Raw genomic sequence first — 18,178 nt, 5'->3', positions numbered from 1 at the left:
GATGAAATTGTATTTAGTTGTTATCAATGTGTAACTAGAACATTAATTATGCATCGAAATAGCACTTAAGTATTCAAAGGTTACTTAGACCAAATGTCTTTATGAAGTCGACCTTGGAATTTTATGTCATCAGACTTAAACTCCATATTAACGTCGATTGAATTTTCAAGCTTACGCTTAGCATTATAATCTTCCATCAGCGCAACAATGGTTGGGGTAAGTTGCACAATTGCTACCACATTAACTAAGGTCATCAACCCTAATGCGACATCAGCCATGCTCCACACCTGTTTTAAACTGGCGCTTGAGCCCCAAAATACCATAGCTAAATACATCACCGTGTATATTGTACGACCAACTTTATTGTCTAGCTTAAAAAAGTGTAAGTTGCTTTCCGCATAAGCGTAATTGGCAACCACTGAAGTAAAAGCAAATAAGCTAATGGCGGCAGAAACAAAATAAACCCCGCTTTCACCTAAGTGATAAGTAATGGCATTTTGAGTCAGGCGAATACCTTCCATTTCACCACCAATATTAATATCAGCAAGTAAAATAATCACCGCAGTACAGGTACATAACACAATAGTGTCTAAAAACACGCCAAGCATTTGCACATAACCTTGTGTAACTGGGTGGTTCGGTACTGGTCTTGCGCTGGCAGCTGCATGCGGTACACTACCCGCGCCGGCCTCATTAGAATACAAACCACGTTGTATACCATTTTTAATTGCTGCACCTAACATGCCCGCTCCCGCTTCTTGTAAACCGAAAGCCGAGGTAATAATGTCGTAAAGCATGGCCGGCACAGCACTAATATTCATCAAGGTGATTGCAACAGCAACAAGAATAAACGCTATGCCCATAAATGGCACAATTAACTCTGCAAAGCGGGCAATTCGTTTCAAGCCACCTAAAACAATTAGCCCTGCTAATATGGTAATAACAGCACCAGAGTACATACTAGGAATATTAAAAGCATGATTTAAAGAATCAGCAATAGTATTAGCCTGCATGGCACTAAAACTAAAGCCGTAACCGAGGAATAAACATAGAGAAAATAGAATTGCTAACCAACGCTGATTAAGCCCTTTTTGAATGTAGTAAGCCGGTCCGCCACGATATTCCTTATGATCATCGTTTACTTTGTAAAGTTGACCTAAAACACTTTCCGCAAAACCGGTTGCCATGCCGAGCAAGGCAATAACCCACATCCAAAATATAGCGCCACTACCACCAAGAGAAATAGCAACAGCAACGCCCGCTAAATTGCCAGTACCAACACGTGCAGACAGCCCTATAAATAACGCCTGCAGTGAGCTAATACCTGAGCCATTCTCGCCACCTTCATCAGTACCCTTAGTACTATTTCGCATGACAGAAAACATATGTCGAAAATTAAGAAATTGTACGAATTTTAATTTAACGCTAAACCAAAACCCGGCGAATAGCAGCACATAAATCAAAACCTGGCCATCGCCCCAAAGTACATTGTTAAGACTGGCAATGACTTGCTCTACATTCATGCGACTTATCCTTATTTCTTAGGTGGATATTTCTATATATAACCAATAACTCTACACTACTATAAATAGCTACGCTGATTCAATTTGATCACAAAATAATGTTGCTAGTAACAATTTACTGCGACTTGTTGGCTCAATGACAAAGAGTTAATCAAGCAACTATTACTTAAAAAAGTTAAGAAAGTCAGTAGTATTTACGGTTAATAAAACCTAATACTACTGACCTGTTTTCAATACGCCTACGCGTTATTTAGCACTTATACCCAAACCGCTTGAAAATGGCTTGGGTATATTACCGATTGGTTAATTCAGTTATTTTTGCTTTTGAAAACCAACTAAACAATACAGGTAAAACAAACAATGTCAGTAATGTAGCAGTGACTAAACCACCGACAATAACACTGGCTAATGGTCGCTGAATTTCTGCGCCAACACCGTTTGACATTAACATTGGAATCAAACCTAACGCGGAAGTAATTGCCGTCATCAATACCGGACGTAGGCGCGATGTTGCCCCTTCAAATACTGCCTCTGATATTTCTAAACCATCTTGTATGCGTTGATTAATGCTCTCTACCATCACCACACCGTTTAGCACTGCAACACCAAATAGCGTGATAAAACCAACTGAGCTAGGCACCGACAAATACTGACCAGAAATATAGAGTGAAAATATGCCGCCAATAATCGCTAACGGGACATTGACTAATATCAACATCGCTTGACCTGTTGAACCAAAAGCAAAATATAGCAATAAAGCAATTAAGCCCAATGAAACAGGCAAAACAATTGCTAAACGAGCTTGTGCACGTTGTTGGTTTTCAAATTGACCACCAATAGCCACCGAATAACCTGCGGGTAAGTCTACATTTTCAGCAATAACACGGCGAATGTCGGCAACAACACTGCCCATATCACGACCTTGCACATTAGCTTGGATCACTACTCGACGTTGCACATCATCACGGCGCACTTGTGGTGGCCCTGACTCAAGTGAAATATCAGCAATATCACCTAAACGCACCCAAGCACCGGTTGGTGACTGCAAGCGCAGCTCTGCAATAACTTCACGGTTGTTACGACTTTTCTCTTGTAAACGAACATAAATATCATAACGTTCATTGCCGTTAATCACTTGCCCTGCCGTCGTGCCACCAATACCGTTTTTAACCACATTCATAACATCGCCAACCGAAAAACCATAGCGTGAAAGTTGCTGTCTATTGGGCTTTATCACTAATTGCGCTTCACCCACAATTTGCTCCATAGCAACATCACGCGCACCTTCAACGGCTTTAATTGCGGCTTCTATTTCTTGTCCTTTCAACGCTAAGGTAGCTAAATCAGGACCAAATAATTTAATCGCTAATTGTGCTTTAACCCCAGAAAGTAGTTCATCAACACGTGTGGCAATGGGTTGTGAGAAATTCAGTAGTAAACCAGGGAACTGCTCTAGTTCAATTTCCATCAACCGCTGTAATTCATAGCGGTCATTTGCACTCGTCCATTCACTAACTGGCTTTAAACCAATATAAATTTCAATGTTATTAACCGGCTCAGGATCACCGCCAATTTCTGCTCGTCCCATACGGCTTAAGGTATATTCAACCTCAGGAAATGCCATCAACTTTTCTTCTAAAATTGGCGCAACTTGCAAGGCAGTTTCTAAACTTGATGATGGCGCTAGCGTCGCTCGAAGGTTAATGGTGCCTTCTTCAAGCTCTGGCACAAATTCAGTACCAATTTGTGGCACTAATGTAATCGCCGCAAGCAATAAAATAACTGAAGAGGCAATAACCAACTTAGTGCGCTTCATTGCTATCGCTAAACTTTTGCGATACCACCTATCCAATGGACGTAAAATAACACTTTTGCGCTCTGTAACGCCTTTAGTAAATAAGTATGTTGCCATTGCCGGTACCACAATTAAGGCAACAAAAATGGCTGAAATAACCGCTAAAATAATACTAATCGCCATCGGTTGAAATAGCTTAGCTTCAACACCTTCAAAGCTAAATAATGGCATAAACACCACCAGAATAATCGAGGCTGCAAAAAACACCGGACGAGCAACTTCCTTTCCCGCTTGCTTTAAACGTAGTGGAATACCGCCATTATCATTTCTAGCAATCGCATCTGAAATATGGGCTTCGTCAGGACGATTAAGGTGTTTAAACATATTCTCAACCATCACCACAGAGCCATCGACCAACATACCAATAGCTACGGCAATGCCACCTAATGACATTAGGTTAGCTGATAAGCCTAAGTACGCCATAATCATCAAAGTAATCGCGATGGAAATAGGAATAGAAATAAGCACTAAGAATGTCGCGCGCAAGTTCATCAAAAATAACGCTAAAACGATAGATATAAAGATAAAAGCAAGAATTAATGAATCAACAACCGTGCTAACCGCTTTAACAATTAGATCAGATTGGTCATAGAAAGGTTCAAAACGAACGCCTTTTGGTAACGCTTGTTCAATTAAAGGTAGACGAGCGTTAATACCATCAATGGTTGCTTTAGTATTAGCACCCATACGTTTAAGTACAATGCCTGAAACCACTTCACCTAAGCTTTCAATTTCGCCATTTTCTGTGCGGCGTGTCATTGTTACCGCGCCCTGACGAATTTCACTACCCAACTCAACCGTGGCAACATCAGCAACCGTAATAACCGTACCAGCAACTGTTTTCACTGGCACTTGCGAAATATCTGCAATACCAGCTTCACCACCACTGAACCAACCGGTACCACGAATAACCAACTGTTCTTGACCGCGATTCATGTACCAGCCACCAACATTGCTATTGTTATTGTCTAAGGCAGTAACAATATCGGCTTGCGTTAACTCGTAAGACAATAATTTACTGGCTTCAATATTGACTTGGTATTGACGAACATCGCCGCCAAACGACAGCACATCGGTAACACCATCAACAGGCATCACTAAAAGTTTCACTATCCAATCATTAAGGCTACGCAGCGCCATCGCATCATAACCAGCATCTTTATCAGCTATCAGTAAATACTGAAACACCTGTCCTAATCCTGAGGTGTTTGGCCCCATTTCAGGCGTTCCAACACCTGCAGGAATAAGCTCTTTTGCCGCTTGTAAGCGTTCAAAAACTAATTGACGGGCAAAGTAAATATCCGTACCTTCTTTGAAAACAACCGTAACACCTGACAAACCCGTTTTTGAAATTGAACGAACTTGCTCAACATCAGGCATAGCATACATTACCGCTTCTATTGGGTAGGTAATTAATTGCTCGACTTCTTCAGCCGCTAACCCAGGGGCTTCGGTATTTACCGCCACTTGTACATTGGTAACATCCGGAAAGGCATCCAAATTAAGTTTTGGAATGATAAATACCGAACCGACAAGTGTTGCCACTAACATCAACATCACCAACAGGCGATTATTGACAGAAAAATCTATTAATTTATTAAACATGAATTTCTGCTCCAATTTCTTTCGCTACTGATGATTGACTAGTGGCCATGCGGGTCAAAGCCACCTTTTGCAATTTCAGAGGCAACAAAAAATGCGCCTTTAGTGACTATTCGTGTGTGTGGAGCAAGCCCTAATATTTCACGATAAGCGCCTAATGAACGTCCTAATTCAATTTCTGTCGCAGCAAATTCACCTGGGTGATCTTCAACAAATACCGTCCAATCACCATCACTGGAGCGCATGAGTGCTGACTCAGGTACTGCCATCACTTTTGTTTGTGTATTGAAACTAAAGTTAACGTTGACGAACATACCCGGATGTAAGCGATCATTTATGTTTTTAACCACTAAACGAACAATGCGAGTTCGCGTTTTAGGGTCGATAGTATGAGCTTCTTGAATAACGGTTGCCGCAAATGACTCATTAGCCATTTCAAGTACCGCTTGAGTGCCTTTAGGTAAGTTCAATTGTTTACTGGGTGACACTCTGGCTTCTACCCAAAGTTCACTTTCATCGGCAAGTACCATAATAGCTTCACCTGCTGAAATACGCTGACCTTGGGCGAAATCATCACTGAGTACAGCACCTTCACGTTGGGCAATTAAGGTGTATTCCCCTAGCTCTCCTAAATGAGCATTTGATGAGTGATCTTGAGCTACTTCAGCAATTGCAGTTTCAGTTAAGCCAAAGGCTTTTAAACGGCTATACGCGGAAACATAATCAGTTTGAGAGCTTAACAAGCGACTTTCACTAACCGTTGCTTTACCGAGCTTTTTGTTTCGTTGCCAATCATTGTAAGCCACACGGTAATTCGCTTGTGCCTCGGCTACCGATTCACTAAAAAGTGTCACTAAAGCATCACCTTTTTCCACATGTTGTCCCAACGTCGCATGTCGAGCAACAATCACCGACTCAGTGCGCGGTGAAACAACATAACTGTTATAACCATTGGCTTTTATTTCACCTGGCGCATACACGTTATTGGCAAATACTTGCGGCACAACAGGAGCAACTTCAATACCCGCAATAGCCATTTTTTCAGGGCTAAAACTAATACCCTCTTCATGTGCTTGTTCATCCGAAGTTTCCACTTCACTATGTTGATGATCATCGCCTTTATTTTCTGTTTGATGCTTTGTTTCTTGAACTGTGCTAGCTGCATGTGAATGATCATGTTCTACGTTTTTATTTGATGCACTTTCATTTGAGGAACTTTTGCTTACTAATTGCTGGTGTTCATGACCTGATTGAGGTTCACTTTCTGCTCCCTCTACCGCAGCACTTAACATGATGCTAAGGAGTAAAATTACCTGGTAAGGCTTGTAACTTGAATGTTTACTTTTATTAAAACCATCGAACCATGCATTTTTTTTGTAGCGTTTAATATTGGTTGTTGTCATTTTAAAAATCTCTTAATTTTCTATTTGAGATCATAAATCTAGTTAAATAAGCACATTAAAATCACAGCAACAGCTGGATGCTACTCATCTGTGAACTCATCAATGAGCACACGTAACTTACTAGATTTACAATATGTCATTGCCAGCGGAGCTAATTAACAGTTCCATTTGGCAAAATAATTACAGAAAATTAAGCGATTGGAGGGCGGTGTTCTGGGGAGATCCAAAGCGAAAATAGCGCGGTTTTACCGGCTAATATATTGTCGTTACCTTTGTACAATAAGCTTGATTCAACATTACATGCGATGTACACGCCCGATGGCGCATGACAATGGCAGCAATGATGACAATCAAATTGGTTTTCTTCAGTATCATTACTCACTTCAAAATGCGCAGCGGTTAATGCGCCTTCTTGATGTGAATTGTGCGATTCATCCAAGGTTCGATGAGATAAGCTTTTATTAGTATCGTTTTCTTGGTGGGTACTGTGAGAATCAAACGCAGCAGTAATTGTTTGGCTAGCAAACAAAACAGCAAACATTATAACTAGCAGGCGATTAAACACAAATAACACTCAAATTTAAATCATTTTAAAACGAGTGAGTAGTGTAGTTTATTTATTAGCAGCCTACAACGCACCATAGCTACCAACAACTTGAATAGTGTAGGTAATAATCACAACAATAATTATATACCCCAAAAAAATAAAATATAACCATAAATTACAGCAGGTTAAAGAATTCACGAATTATCACTCATTGTAAGTATTGTACAAAACTTAACAATTTAGTGTGATCTGATGTCTAATACTCATTATTTAAAGGTGGGGGCTGGCATTTTACTTGACAGATATAAAATATTAATACAAAAGCGAGTCTGTCAAAAGTTAATTTGACAGACTCGTTATCAACTTATTTATGAATTACTAATTCTACATTTTCTTGCCAATTGAATTTGACTTGTAATTGTTGCTTAGCATGGTCGTACCAAGCACCACTTTCACTTGCTGCATATTGCTGAGCATTTGCTAAGCGTTTGATCGCTTTACCAAAAACATAAACTTGCTTTACGCTACTTTGCCAATTATGTATCACAAGATTAACCGCACGCTGTGCTGGCATTTCCGCATATTGACCATTGCGCTGCAATTCGATGTTCAATTGCTTGCCTGTTTGCGTCGCGGTAAAAGATAATGTTTCAAAAGCACTGTTAAGCAATGACTTGGGATCTTTACCATCGTCGTTATACATAGTTGAGGTGGCTGATTTAACAGAGTCATCAGCGTAATAATGTAAGGTTAAGTTTTTCGTGTGGTAATCTTTGGTCGATTGCACTGCATCAACCATAGGAATAAATGCACCTGCGCGCACTAACACCGGTGTTTGCGTTAATGGCGCTTCAACGGTGATTTTTTGACTGCCTTGATAGCGCTTATCATTCCAAAAGTTGAACCAAGTACCTGATGGCAAGTTAACATCTACTGAACGTGCTCCCTGCTCAGTTACAGGTGCAACTAATAATGCGTCACCATAAAAATAACTATCTTTTTCATCAATTAAACTTAAGTTAGTTTCATCTTCAAAAAACATCGGACGCATAATCGGCATGCCCGTTAAGCTATTTTCGATACTTAATGAGTAAATGTAAGGCATTAAGCGGTAACGTAATTTTACGTACTCGCGCAGAATATCTTTTGTTTGTGTATCATGGAAAATAGGCTCAGGTTTAGCATTTTCTTGCGCATGTGGACGAAATACCGGTTGGAATACCCCATATTGTAACCAGCGAATATATAGCTCTTTATCAATTGGACTATCGCCAGCAAAACCACCTAAATCAGAATGAGTGTAACTTAAGCCCATTAAGCTCATTTGTAGTGCCAGCTCTACTTGTGGCTTAAAACCGCCCCAGCTACGGCTGACATCACCTGTCCATGGCACCATGCCATAACGCTGCGAGCCAACAAATCCTGAACGCATTAAAATAAACGGACGAGTATCTGGCTGAAACTTTCGTAGGCGTTGATAAACCATTTCAGCCCACTGATGACCATAAACATTATGCACTTCATCACCGGTAACATTTTCACCGGCTAAGTTATGTAAGCCATTGGCAGGATGCACTTCTGGCTCACCTAAATCGCCCCACCAACCCGCAACACCTTGCTCTGCTAATTGCTGATAGTATTGCCAAAACCAATCTTGTGCCTTGCTGTCAAATACATCAACTAAGCCAGTATTGCCAAAGTAAAAATCAAACTTTTCAGGTGCGCCCAGCTTATTTTTCATTAATGCCTTATTTTCAACAGCACTTTGCCATTGGCTTGATGACGTTAAAATAAACGGCTCGGTGATCATAATGGTATTGACACCATCAGCTTTAAAATCTTTGATCATATCAACAGGTGTTGGAAAGGCTTTTTCATCCCAATTCAAGTTCCCCATATGGCCTTTAATATCTGGGCCAAACCAGTATAAATCGAAAACGATAGCATCAAGTGGAAAGTCTTCATCTTGATATTTTTGCACAACACTGCGTGCTTCTTGCTCGCTATGGTAACCAAAACGGCTAGCAATATTACCTAAGCTCCAACGAGGTGGTAATGGCTGTTTACCACTAACCGTGACTAAGTTTTCGACTAATTTAGGGTAGCTCTCACCCGTCATAATTAAATATGAACTGCGGCCTGCAACAGCGCTAAACTGTAGAATACCTTTCTCAGTAGCGGCAATATCAAGCTCGCCGTTGGCAGAATTATCAAAAACAATAATGTATTTATTGCTCGACATAATCGCTGGTAAACCATAATACATTTGGCTTGATTGGGTTTCATAGCCATAATGTGCGCGGTTATATAACGGCATTTTCTGACCACGGCGGTCCATACCTAATACCCGTTGACCACCGCCAAGAATTTTTTCTTGTGGCTGTAACTTGAATCTAAAGCCAAGGTTTAAGCTTGTTTCTTGCGGCGCGTTACTTGCACCTTCGCTAGCTTGCACAGGAGTTTTTGAGAAAAAACCTTGTTCTTCTTGCGCAATAAGTTCACCAGAAGGCTTTTGATAACTAATTCTTAATGGCGACTTATCAATGCGTGCAACAAGCTCGCTTGTAGAGAACATTAACTGCTTAGCTGAGTCTTTAATCGTTAGCGATTTACTTGACGTATTTGTTAATACCGAACTTTGAGATTGTTTATCAATGGCAAACGATGGCAGTTGCTTCACACCAGTCAACTGATAATGCACTTCAAATGCGGCTTGATTAAGCGCGTTAATTTCAACTACGCCATCGGTTGTTGTAATGACTAACTTGTTACTCTGTACTTGATGACTAACATAGTCACTGGCAAATAACGCAGCACTAAAAAGGCTAAATAACAGCGCAGTAAAAGCACTGAACATTGCTGATGAAGGTCGTTGGATTGTTATTCTATTTAGCATTATTTAGCCGCCTGTAGTTGAAAGACGAAAGAGGCAAGTGGTGCTAATTTCACATCGATACTCGCTGTTTTATCGTCACGTACGGTTAAGATATTGGTTGCGCCATAAAGTAAGTCTTCAACTTGATATTGCCCAGCTGATAACTGCCATTGATTAATTAACTGCGCAGGCACTTCAAGCTGGTATTGAGCACTATTTTCACTATCAAAATTGCTCACCACTATCAATTTTTCTTGCGCTGACCAACGAGTAAAAGCAAATTGTAAATGGTTATAGCTGGTTAATGCTTTGCGGTTTACTTCGTGTAAGCTGGCATATTGCCCTTGCATTGCGCTATTTTCGGCTGAAATATTAAGCAAGCGTTGATAAAAGTCGCGTAAGCTTTTCTCCTCAGCTGAAAGTTGTCCACCATCAAACTTGCCACCATTCATCCAACGTTGATGCGCCGGTACGCCAGCGTAGTCAAAAATAGTGGTACGCGTTGGGTCACCAAAGCCGGTTTCTTCACTGCCATCTTCGCCAACTTCTTGACCAAAATATACCATTGTCGGAGAACGACCAATCAAAGTCGAAACCACCATGGCAGGTTTTGCTTTTTCGGCGCTGCCAGCAAAGTCCTCACTGGCAATACGTTGTTCATCATGATTTTCCAAGAAATGCAGTAAGTGCTGTTCAATATCACTATAACGTTGTTGAATATTGGCTAAATCCCCTGTGTTACCATGACCTTGCATAATATCTTTTATGCGATCATAAAAATCGACTTTATCATACAAGTAGTCCATTTTTCCTAACTGAATATAGTTCCGATATTGTTTAGGGTTATAGATTTCGGCTAACAAAAAGACATCTTTATTAGTCATTTTTATCGCCGAATTTAAGTAGCTCCAAAATTCAACTGGCACCATTTCAGCCATATCGTAACGGAAGCCATCAACGCCTTTGGCTAACCAATATTGGGTAATGTCACGGAATTTTTTCCATGAACTAGGTACGTCTTTATCAGCCCAAAATGCTGCGTGGGCTTGATAACTTTTAAAACGGTAAGACTCAGGTAAGCGGGTAAAAGCATAGCTACCATCAGGCTTTACGCCGTAGTTAACTTTTACTGTTTCATACCAGTCATTAAAGTGCGGTTGTGCGGCACGAGAGCCATTGCCGGTCCACTTTGCAGGTGACTCAACAAAAGTCGCATCAGTTAAAGCATTACTTTCACCACCAAGCGGAGCATAATTATTCATCGTTTTCGGTACTTTAAAATCTTGCCCAACAACATAGTAAAAGTCGTTATCTCGATCAAATTCAACGGTTTTATTATCATCTGCACCGAAGTCTCTAACGCCTTGCGGCTTATCAATCGAGTGATATGCGCGCGCAACATGGTTCGGCACAATATCAATAATCACTTTCATGTTGTGATCATGGGTGCGTTTTATCAGTGCTTCAAACTCTGCCACACGATTTTCGGGGTCATCTGCTAAATCAGGATTAACGCTGTAGTAATCTTTTACTGAATACGGCGAGCCTGCGCGTCCTTTAACCACATCGGGATCATCATTATCAATGCCAAATTCTGTGTAATCGCCAATTAGTGCATGGTGTGGCACGCCGGTATACCAAACATGACTAACGCCGAGTGACTTAATGCTATTTAGTGCAGTATCATTAAAATCGCTGAATTTTCCTACGCCGTTATCTTTTATCGTTCCCCAAGGTTTATTGGTGGTATTTTGATTACCGAATAGGCGGGTAAAAACTTGGTATACCACGGGCTTGCCCATAACTTTTTCATCGCTGACAGTGCCACTAGTCTTAGCGGTCGTCAAATGGCTAACATCAGACGTTATAGACGGTGCTTTTATCGCAATAATGCAACCAGTCAAGCCACTGCCTAAAAGAACAGCACAAGTGATCGTTTTTAAGTTATTTAATTTCGTGGGCTTTGACAATTTAAATTTTGGGAAGTAACGACGCATTTAAAAACCTTACAAAGTAAACGCCTGCTTCGATTAGATACGAGAACAAGGCGATAGGGTCAACAAAGACAGTACCTCGAGAGTACACATTTAATTATTGCCTTACCAACTGCATACGAATTCATAAAGTAAATTATTTTGTAATAACTAAAAAAATATCAACGTAGGTAAGTTCTATTGAAATATTTTTACTGCCTGTGAGGTCTTTTGCACAAGTTATTAGGATGTATACCTAAATGCTATGCGCTTTAACTTGCTGTCGTTAATTCTAATATTGATAAACTTACACTGACAAAAGATATTAAAAATGAAAAATCTGCACTACACCGCACTACTGATATTACTTGCAATCTCTATGGGATTGTTAGGCACAAGTATTTTACTCATGGGGCACCATAGCCATATATCGATGACCACTGACTTTTTCGCAATAAGTGAGTTGTTACCAAACACCATATTCAATAGTATCGCAGGTGTCGCTTTCATTATCGCTGCCGCTTTATCAGTGATAGCGATTAAGCGCATTAAACTAAGAGCCAAACTTGGTGTGTTTATTATTGTATTAAGTACGATTGCGCTGTTACCACTGTTAGGGAGTAGCATGTGGATAGAGTCTCTGGGCGGATTTCCGGCGATTGGCTCTGGTCAAGGCGTGATCAAATATTTTGCCCTACTTTCTATCGGTATTTTCCTTACTAGACCTTATTTAGAAAGCCGTAAAGCGATTTGGTTAAATGCTTTTCCCGTAGTATTAGTATTGCTGTGGATTGGTGGGATGAAATTCACTTTACTTGAAGCAAAAGGTATTGAAGCTTTAGTCAGTAGCTCACCGTTGATGTCGTGGATGTATAACGTTTGGGATCTTCAAACCACTTCTAACCTTATCGGTGTTTACGACCTAATAGCGCTAACACTGTTGATATTAGCGATATTTAATCAAAAGCTATTAATACCTGCGGTATTGATGTCTGGTGCGGTATTTGCGGTAACACAAACCTTCTTTTTAAGTTGGCCCGCAGCATTATCAAGTGAAACACTGCTTTCTACCGGTGGTCACTTCCTGATTAAAGATCTTTGGTTTGGTGCCAATTTATTGATATTTACTACCTTACTTCGCAGCAATAAACAGCCGCAAGCGCACTAATTATCCAATAGTTAGCTATAGGATCTCAAGCCAATTGCTTCCAGCTGAGATCCTTATTTTTCATAACCTGTCATTTCTAAAAACCCTTGGCCTTGATGGCTGCCACTAAACGACACCATGCCTTCAAAATACTCAATACCAAAACGCATAATTTGACTTTTATTAATCACCTTCACTGTTATATCAATTCCTTCTTGCGCAATTTCAATTGCAAATGAGTCTGGATACTCAGCGTTAACGACTGACTGGTTGGAAAAGCGACTTTTAATAATAATATCTTTTGATGACAAGGTGCGAATAGTGCCGTCTCGCTGCATTAAACTGCCATAAAGATAATCTTTGTCGGTAGAACGAATACGATAAACCATCAAAGCCGTATGCTCATTTAAGCGCAGCGAAAACCAATCCCAACCTTGTTGGTCTTCAGCCAACATTTGCGAGCCCCACTCGCGATCAAACCAAGCATTCCCTGTCACTTTTTGCCATTTATTTTGCCAGTACACTTCACCACTAACCTTTATAAAAGGCTGAGAATAGTAATGACTGGCAATAGCTAAGTGGTGATGTTTTTGGCTATAACCATTATCACCCTGTAAAAAGTAATTTTCTTTTGGATTAGCCGATGAGCTTTTATCAAGCGCTAGGTTCAAGTTAACTTGCCAAAGTTCTTTACCTTTACGCGCCTCTTTTGTCGCATCTGGGCTGGCATTATCGCTAGCGTCTTTGCTAACAAAGCTGCCGTAATGTAAGTTCGCGGGTAAAAGCCCTTTTGATGATTGCCATTGCCAGTCATCAATTTTGGCATTGAAAGGCTTAGCCTCGGTAACTTTGTTATTGATCGTGAGGTTGCCTAGTCCTGCTCTTGCACTGCGAAATGCCGACTGATGATGCTGTGTATCAGCCAATGCGGCATGGGCAAAGTACCAGTGTTTGCTCTCAACGCCACGACGAAATAAGGTCCATTGTGTTGCTAATGCCTCACCACTTTCAGTAGTTAAATTTGCCGTTAAATACCACCATTCTTGCTGATAAGACTTTTGCGGCGCATGTGCAGCGGGAAACTCAATAATATTACTTCTAGCAGGCTTTTCAAATTCGCCAGTAGTATCGCCTAGCCCTTTTAATGGTGAGCGTTTTGTCGCTTCCTTATCGCTACAGGCACTAGTAAACAACATGATAAGCACTGAAAACAAAACCATGTTGCAAGTGTTAACCTTAACTTTTTTCTTAAGGTTTTCTCGATATTTTATTGGTTTAATATTCATGACAAACTCGCTCTAATATTGAGTTTATAAAGCGGGATGGCTAACGCTGGTATCAGTATTACCAAACCAATTAAGCTGCTAACACCAAACGAGGTTACATCTAACACCAGCGGCATTGACCAACCAAACGATGCTGGCAAAATTAGGCTTACTAAAGCATTAGCTAAAACAATCGCCACAGGCCAACTCAATAAAATGGTGCCCAAAGCCAAAATAAACCACTGCGACAACATATGACTGAACAGCCCAATTCGGCTATAACCTAAACTACTGAGAATATGTAAATCAGACTTTCTCGCTAGCTCTAAACCATTCGCTGATAGAAAAAGTCCAAAACAAGCAATAGAAAGCAGCACAAACGCAATCGCTTGGGTCAGTAGAAATGTTTGTTTGAAAATAGCTAACGCCAATGCTTTAATTTCTTCTGGCTGATAAATTTGACTCTCATCTAGCCCAAGTTCATCGACCATTTTTGCCTTTTTAACTTCTGAAGCGTTGGCTTGTGAGTGTTCAGCTAAAAACACACCAAAACCGGTTTCTTGCCAGCCAGACAGCGCCACGATACTTTCGTGTGACGGTATTTTGATAGCAAAACCCTGATTACCATAGTCATAAAAAATGCCCTGTACGTGGCAAGTCAATCCCTGTAGCCCTTGTGTAATATCAATAGTTTGTTGCAATGCAATTGAGCGTTTGTAGGCCAATTGTTCGTTGATATAACAATTTTTTATTGTGTTATCGGTATCTATTTTTCCATTATTCGCAGTACTTACGCCCTTAGCAATACTTCCAGCTGTACTTTTATTTTCGAAAAACGGAACAAACGCCCCCGATTTAAGTATCAAGCTTTGCTGCTGTTTATTTGAAGCCAGTCGGTATACTTCAACTGTGTCTTGTTGAGATTTTTGTTGAGAGCTTGGTTGAGAGCCATCTTGATATTTCGCAATGGTACTTTCAAATAACACATATTCTTCAACATCAGTTTGCTTATCAAGCCATTGCGCTACTTTAGGTTTTTGCTCATGGTTAAAACGAACAAACAAATCAGCACTGAGTAGTTGATTTAAGTAAGATTCAAATGAATTTTGAAAACTATTTACCATTAACGCCGCTGCGATACTGGCGGTTAGTGCTAAGTAAAAAGCCGCAATAGGTAAAAAGCGCCGCCCCACTTGTTGTCGAGCATCCTGAAAAATGAATTTCAGTCGAAACGAGCGCGTAAAAAACGCCATTGCTGACAGTAAATATCGCAATACATTCGGTAGAATGACCACACTAGCAATAAGTATCACGCCGTACTTAAGCATTAATTGTGTCCATGAATCATCAGGCCATAAAAAATGAACAAGTAATAATGCCAAGGCAATAAAACCAGTCACTTGAAAGTTAAATGGCTTAGTATGAGCGCGCGCAGTAAAAGCGACTTTAGCTGAGCTTATCTGTCGAAACTGTTTTATTAGCGCCGCAACAACAGCAACAAATGAAATTAAAAATGCCCATAAGCTATATTCGCCGCGCCACTGAAAATGACCACTGACTTGCAAACGATAAAGCTGCTCTAAGGTCAGCCCCAACATAGGTAATAAGAAAGACACTAAAATCACGGCAATGAAAACCCCAAGCACACTGGCCAAAAGCGTTAAAATTAACGACTCACACAACATGACTTTTTGAATAGTGCTAAGCTTTATGCCGAGTAACCTTAATTGTGCTGCTAATTCACCACGTTTTGCCCACGCCTGATTTGCTGCTTGAAAGGCAATAAACAAGCTAACAATAAAACCCAAAATGGCCAATGCTGATAAATTAAGATGTAAAGCATCAGCAAAGCCTTCACGCTCTTGAATCGACCAAGCTTCTTGTATCGCAAGGTGCTTAGGTAAAGCCGCTTCGAGCCGGGCAACTTCACTACTCGGCATTTGCCCAACCATCAAGTGACTAAAGCCGTTAATATCAGGAAATAACTGCCAAGCTAAGCTAATATCGATTAGCGCCACCTGTCCCCAATCATTCACCTGATTAATGTTTACTGCAATACTTTGCTGATCAGCTAACAACAGTTGAGCTTTTTGATTTGGCAAAGCGACAATACCGAGTTTATTTGCGTAGTCTTGGCTGATATTAACAGCCTCACTGGTAAAGCTTTCAGGGGCAGTGAGTACAAAAGGCAAAATATCGAGCGCGCGAAAAGAAACTTTCTTGCCATTGGCCAATGATTGTTGAAAAACATGCGCCGCGTTTACCTGTGAAAAACCTAATTCACGTAATTTGGCAAAGTCATTAATCGATATTGTTTTGCCTTTCTCAGGCAAAATATTAAAAGCAATTGGTGATTTTAAACGGCTATTGGCGGTTTGATATTGTTGTTTACTGGCATCATTTAATATCAGAATACAAAGCAAGGTACTGGTGGCTATTGCTAAACTAAAAATAAAGCCTAAATTCAGTAAAGGTTTACGAAAATATTCGGCTGCATAGGTTTTCGCTATTAGGAAGAATTCTGAATACTTGTTCGCCATATAAGCTTGGTCACTGGTTAAATTTTTGCGCATTAGGCTATGCATCTAACAAAGTTAACGTACCGTTGGCTAATCGATAAACTTTGTCCATGCGCTGTGCAACTTCAGCGCTGTGCGTCACCATTAGTAAGGCCGTGTTATTAGATTTTGCCAGTTTTACCAACTGTGAAACAACATGCTCACTGTTGGTGTCATCTAAATTACCTGTTGGTTCATCAGCTAATAATAAATGTGGTTTAGCATTTAAAGCCCGAGCAATCGCCACCCTTTGCATTTCACCACCAGAAAGTGTTGCGGGGAATTTTGCTAGTAAGCCAGTAATGCCAAGCTCTTTTGCTAACGCTAGGCCGTAACTTGCTTGAAATCGACCAGATAATTTGGCGCTAAAGTCAATATTGTCTTGTACTGATAAGCCAGTTAACAAATTAAATTGTTGGAAAATAATGCCAATGTATTCTTTTCTTAATTGACTTAATTGCCCGTCTGACGCTTTTGCTAACGATAAATCAGCAACCGCAATGTCGCCTTGTTGAATAGGCTCTAAACCAGCAATAAGATTAAGGAGTGTGGTTTTTCCACTGCCACTATCACCCATTAAAGCAATACATTCACCTTGTGCAATGGCTAATGAAAGCTTGGAGAGTAGGCATCGAGAGTTATTGCCATCGACAATGTGATGGCTAAGTGCAGTTATCTTTAAAGACAAAGTTATTCCTTTTAACGATTCTTTTTAAGCTAGATTATCACTTGGTTACACTAAGTAAATTGTCTTCTCTGGTCAATAATTATTCCTGACACAAATCGGAAAATAATTGCTCAGCCAGTTCATGCATAACATCAGCTTGAGGATGGGTTTGCGCATAAGTTCTTAAGCCATAAATCCCCATAATAAAAAATCGAGATAATTGCGCTGCTGAGCGCTCCCCAACTAATTCCTTATTAGCTATCGCCTGACTAAATACACCTTCAATTGAGGTTTGCCAGTTTGTTATATTTTCTATCAAAATGGCTTGTACTTCATCATCTTGCTCAGCCAGTTCATTTAACGCCTTAATTAGTAAACACGCCTGCGCGGCCTGACAACTAATACATTCTTGCACAACATGTTCGAGATAGTTCTTTAATTGCACTAATTTTGGTCGTTCAGCTGAAAAGAAATGTTGAAATTCTTGCGCTCTATCTTCGCGATATTGCCCTAATGCTGCCAATAGTAAGCCACGCTTATTTTCAAAAGCACAATAGATAGAACCCGGATGCAAACCCGTAGCGGCTTTTAAGTCTTGCATACTGGTTTTAGCATAGCCCTTATCCATAAAGGCGATCATGGCAGAACGCAGTACCTTTTCTCTATCAAACTCAGCATTTCTCATAATTTTTCAAATTCTAACATGGCATTATTAACGTTAATGATTACATCATACCTTTATTTGAATGCTTGTTCAAAATAA

The 18,178-nt window shown here is 40.3% G+C and carries 11 protein-coding genes; 1 reads left to right on the top strand and 10 read right to left on the bottom strand.

Going from position 1 to position 18,178, the window contains the following annotated elements:
• Positions 1 to 80: 80 nt before the first annotated feature.
• From B7C41_RS00760 to B7C41_RS00735, 6 genes are all read right to left on the bottom strand, one after another.
• Positions 81 to 1,523 carry an alanine/glycine:cation symporter family protein gene (locus B7C41_RS00760; protein ID WP_085296852.1) on the bottom strand — a complete coding sequence of 481 codons (1,443 nt, stop codon included), beginning with the start codon at positions 1,521 to 1,523 and terminating at the stop codon, positions 81 to 83.
• 292 nt (positions 1,524 to 1,815) lie between these two features.
• A complete protein-coding gene (locus B7C41_RS00755) occupies positions 1,816 to 4,983 on the bottom strand; it encodes an efflux RND transporter permease subunit (protein ID WP_085296851.1) in 3,168 nt (1,055 codons plus the stop codon).
• Between the two features lie 38 nt (positions 4,984 to 5,021).
• A complete protein-coding gene (locus B7C41_RS00750) occupies positions 5,022 to 6,272 on the bottom strand; it encodes an efflux RND transporter periplasmic adaptor subunit (protein WP_211279486.1) in 1,251 nt (416 codons plus the stop codon).
• 301 nt (positions 6,273 to 6,573) lie between these two features.
• Positions 6,574 to 6,924 (bottom strand): hypothetical protein, encoded by a 351-nt coding sequence (locus tag B7C41_RS00745; protein WP_085296849.1) that lies wholly within the window; start codon positions 6,922 to 6,924, stop codon positions 6,574 to 6,576.
• Positions 6,925 to 7,294: 370 nt separating this feature from the next.
• Positions 7,295 to 9,826, bottom strand: coding sequence for a glycoside hydrolase family 31 protein (locus B7C41_RS00740; protein WP_085296848.1), 2,532 nt, complete (start codon positions 9,824 to 9,826; stop codon positions 7,295 to 7,297).
• Positions 9,826 to 11,802: an alpha-amylase family glycosyl hydrolase gene (locus tag B7C41_RS00735; protein WP_085296847.1), complete on the bottom strand. Its 1,977-nt coding sequence runs from the start codon at positions 11,800 to 11,802 to the stop codon at positions 9,826 to 9,828. The genes B7C41_RS00740 and B7C41_RS00735 overlap by 1 nt, the downstream gene beginning before the upstream one ends.
• A 307-nt stretch (positions 11,803 to 12,109) precedes the next feature.
• Here B7C41_RS00735 and B7C41_RS00730 point away from each other — a divergent pair, with 307 nt between their 5' ends.
• Positions 12,110 to 12,946, top strand: coding sequence for a DUF417 family protein (locus tag B7C41_RS00730; protein WP_085296846.1), 837 nt, complete (start codon positions 12,110 to 12,112; stop codon positions 12,944 to 12,946).
• A 53-nt stretch (positions 12,947 to 12,999) separates the two neighbouring features.
• On the opposite strand, the gene B7C41_RS00725 is transcribed toward B7C41_RS00730, so the two are convergent.
• From B7C41_RS00725 to B7C41_RS00710, 4 genes are all read right to left on the bottom strand, one after another.
• Positions 13,000 to 14,211, bottom strand: a complete 1,212-nt coding sequence (locus B7C41_RS00725; RefSeq protein ID WP_235839569.1) for a lipocalin-like domain-containing protein — start codon at positions 14,209 to 14,211, stop codon at positions 13,000 to 13,002.
• The gene (locus tag B7C41_RS00720) at positions 14,208 to 16,763 is read right to left on the bottom strand and encodes an ABC transporter permease (protein ID WP_085297660.1); all 2,556 of its coding nucleotides are present in this window, start codon (positions 16,761 to 16,763) and stop codon (positions 14,208 to 14,210) included. The genes B7C41_RS00725 and B7C41_RS00720 overlap by 4 nt, the downstream gene beginning before the upstream one ends.
• A gap of 4 nt (positions 16,764 to 16,767) precedes the next feature.
• Positions 16,768 to 17,436 (bottom strand): ABC transporter ATP-binding protein, encoded by a 669-nt coding sequence (locus B7C41_RS00715; protein ID WP_085296845.1) that lies wholly within the window; start codon positions 17,434 to 17,436, stop codon positions 16,768 to 16,770.
• Positions 17,437 to 17,515: 79 nt separating this feature from the next.
• The gene (locus tag B7C41_RS00710) at positions 17,516 to 18,100 is read right to left on the bottom strand and encodes a TetR/AcrR family transcriptional regulator (RefSeq protein ID WP_085296844.1); all 585 of its coding nucleotides are present in this window, start codon (positions 18,098 to 18,100) and stop codon (positions 17,516 to 17,518) included.
• Between the last annotated feature and the right edge of the window lie 78 nt (positions 18,101 to 18,178).

The organism is Cognaticolwellia mytili (genome assembly GCF_002104475.1).
Lineage (GTDB): Bacteria > Pseudomonadota > Gammaproteobacteria > Enterobacterales > Alteromonadaceae > Cognaticolwellia > Cognaticolwellia mytili.
This window is presented reverse-complemented; position numbering and strand designations above follow the sequence as displayed.

Bases quoted from the DNA above. Each gene is read 5' to 3' on its own strand.
- B7C41_RS00710 (WP_085296844.1), bottom strand. From the start codon at position 18,100: ATGAGAAATGCTGAGTTTGATAGAGAAAAGGTACTGCGTTCTGCCATG.
- B7C41_RS00760 (WP_085296852.1), bottom strand. From the start codon at position 1,523: ATGAATGTAGAGCAAGTCATTGCCAGTCTTAACAATGTACTTTGGGGC.
- B7C41_RS00730 (WP_085296846.1), top strand. From the start codon at position 12,110: ATGAAAAATCTGCACTACACCGCACTACTGATATTACTTGCAATCTCT.
- B7C41_RS00720 (WP_085297660.1), bottom strand. From the start codon at position 16,763: ATGCGCAAAAATTTAACCAGTGACCAAGCTTATATGGCGAACAAGTAT.
- B7C41_RS00725 (WP_235839569.1), bottom strand. From the start codon at position 14,211: ATGAATATTAAACCAATAAAATATCGAGAAAACCTTAAGAAAAAAGTT.
- B7C41_RS00735 (WP_085296847.1), bottom strand. From the start codon at position 11,802: ATGCGTCGTTACTTCCCAAAATTTAAATTGTCAAAGCCCACGAAATTA.
- B7C41_RS00745 (WP_085296849.1), bottom strand. From the start codon at position 6,924: ATGTTTGCTGTTTTGTTTGCTAGCCAAACAATTACTGCTGCGTTTGAT.
- B7C41_RS00750 (WP_211279486.1), bottom strand. From the start codon at position 6,272: ATGTTAAGTGCTGCGGTAGAGGGAGCAGAAAGTGAACCTCAATCAGGT.
- B7C41_RS00755 (WP_085296851.1), bottom strand. From the start codon at position 4,983: ATGTTTAATAAATTAATAGATTTTTCTGTCAATAATCGCCTGTTGGTG.
- B7C41_RS00740 (WP_085296848.1), bottom strand. From the start codon at position 9,826: ATGCTAAATAGAATAACAATCCAACGACCTTCATCAGCAATGTTCAGT.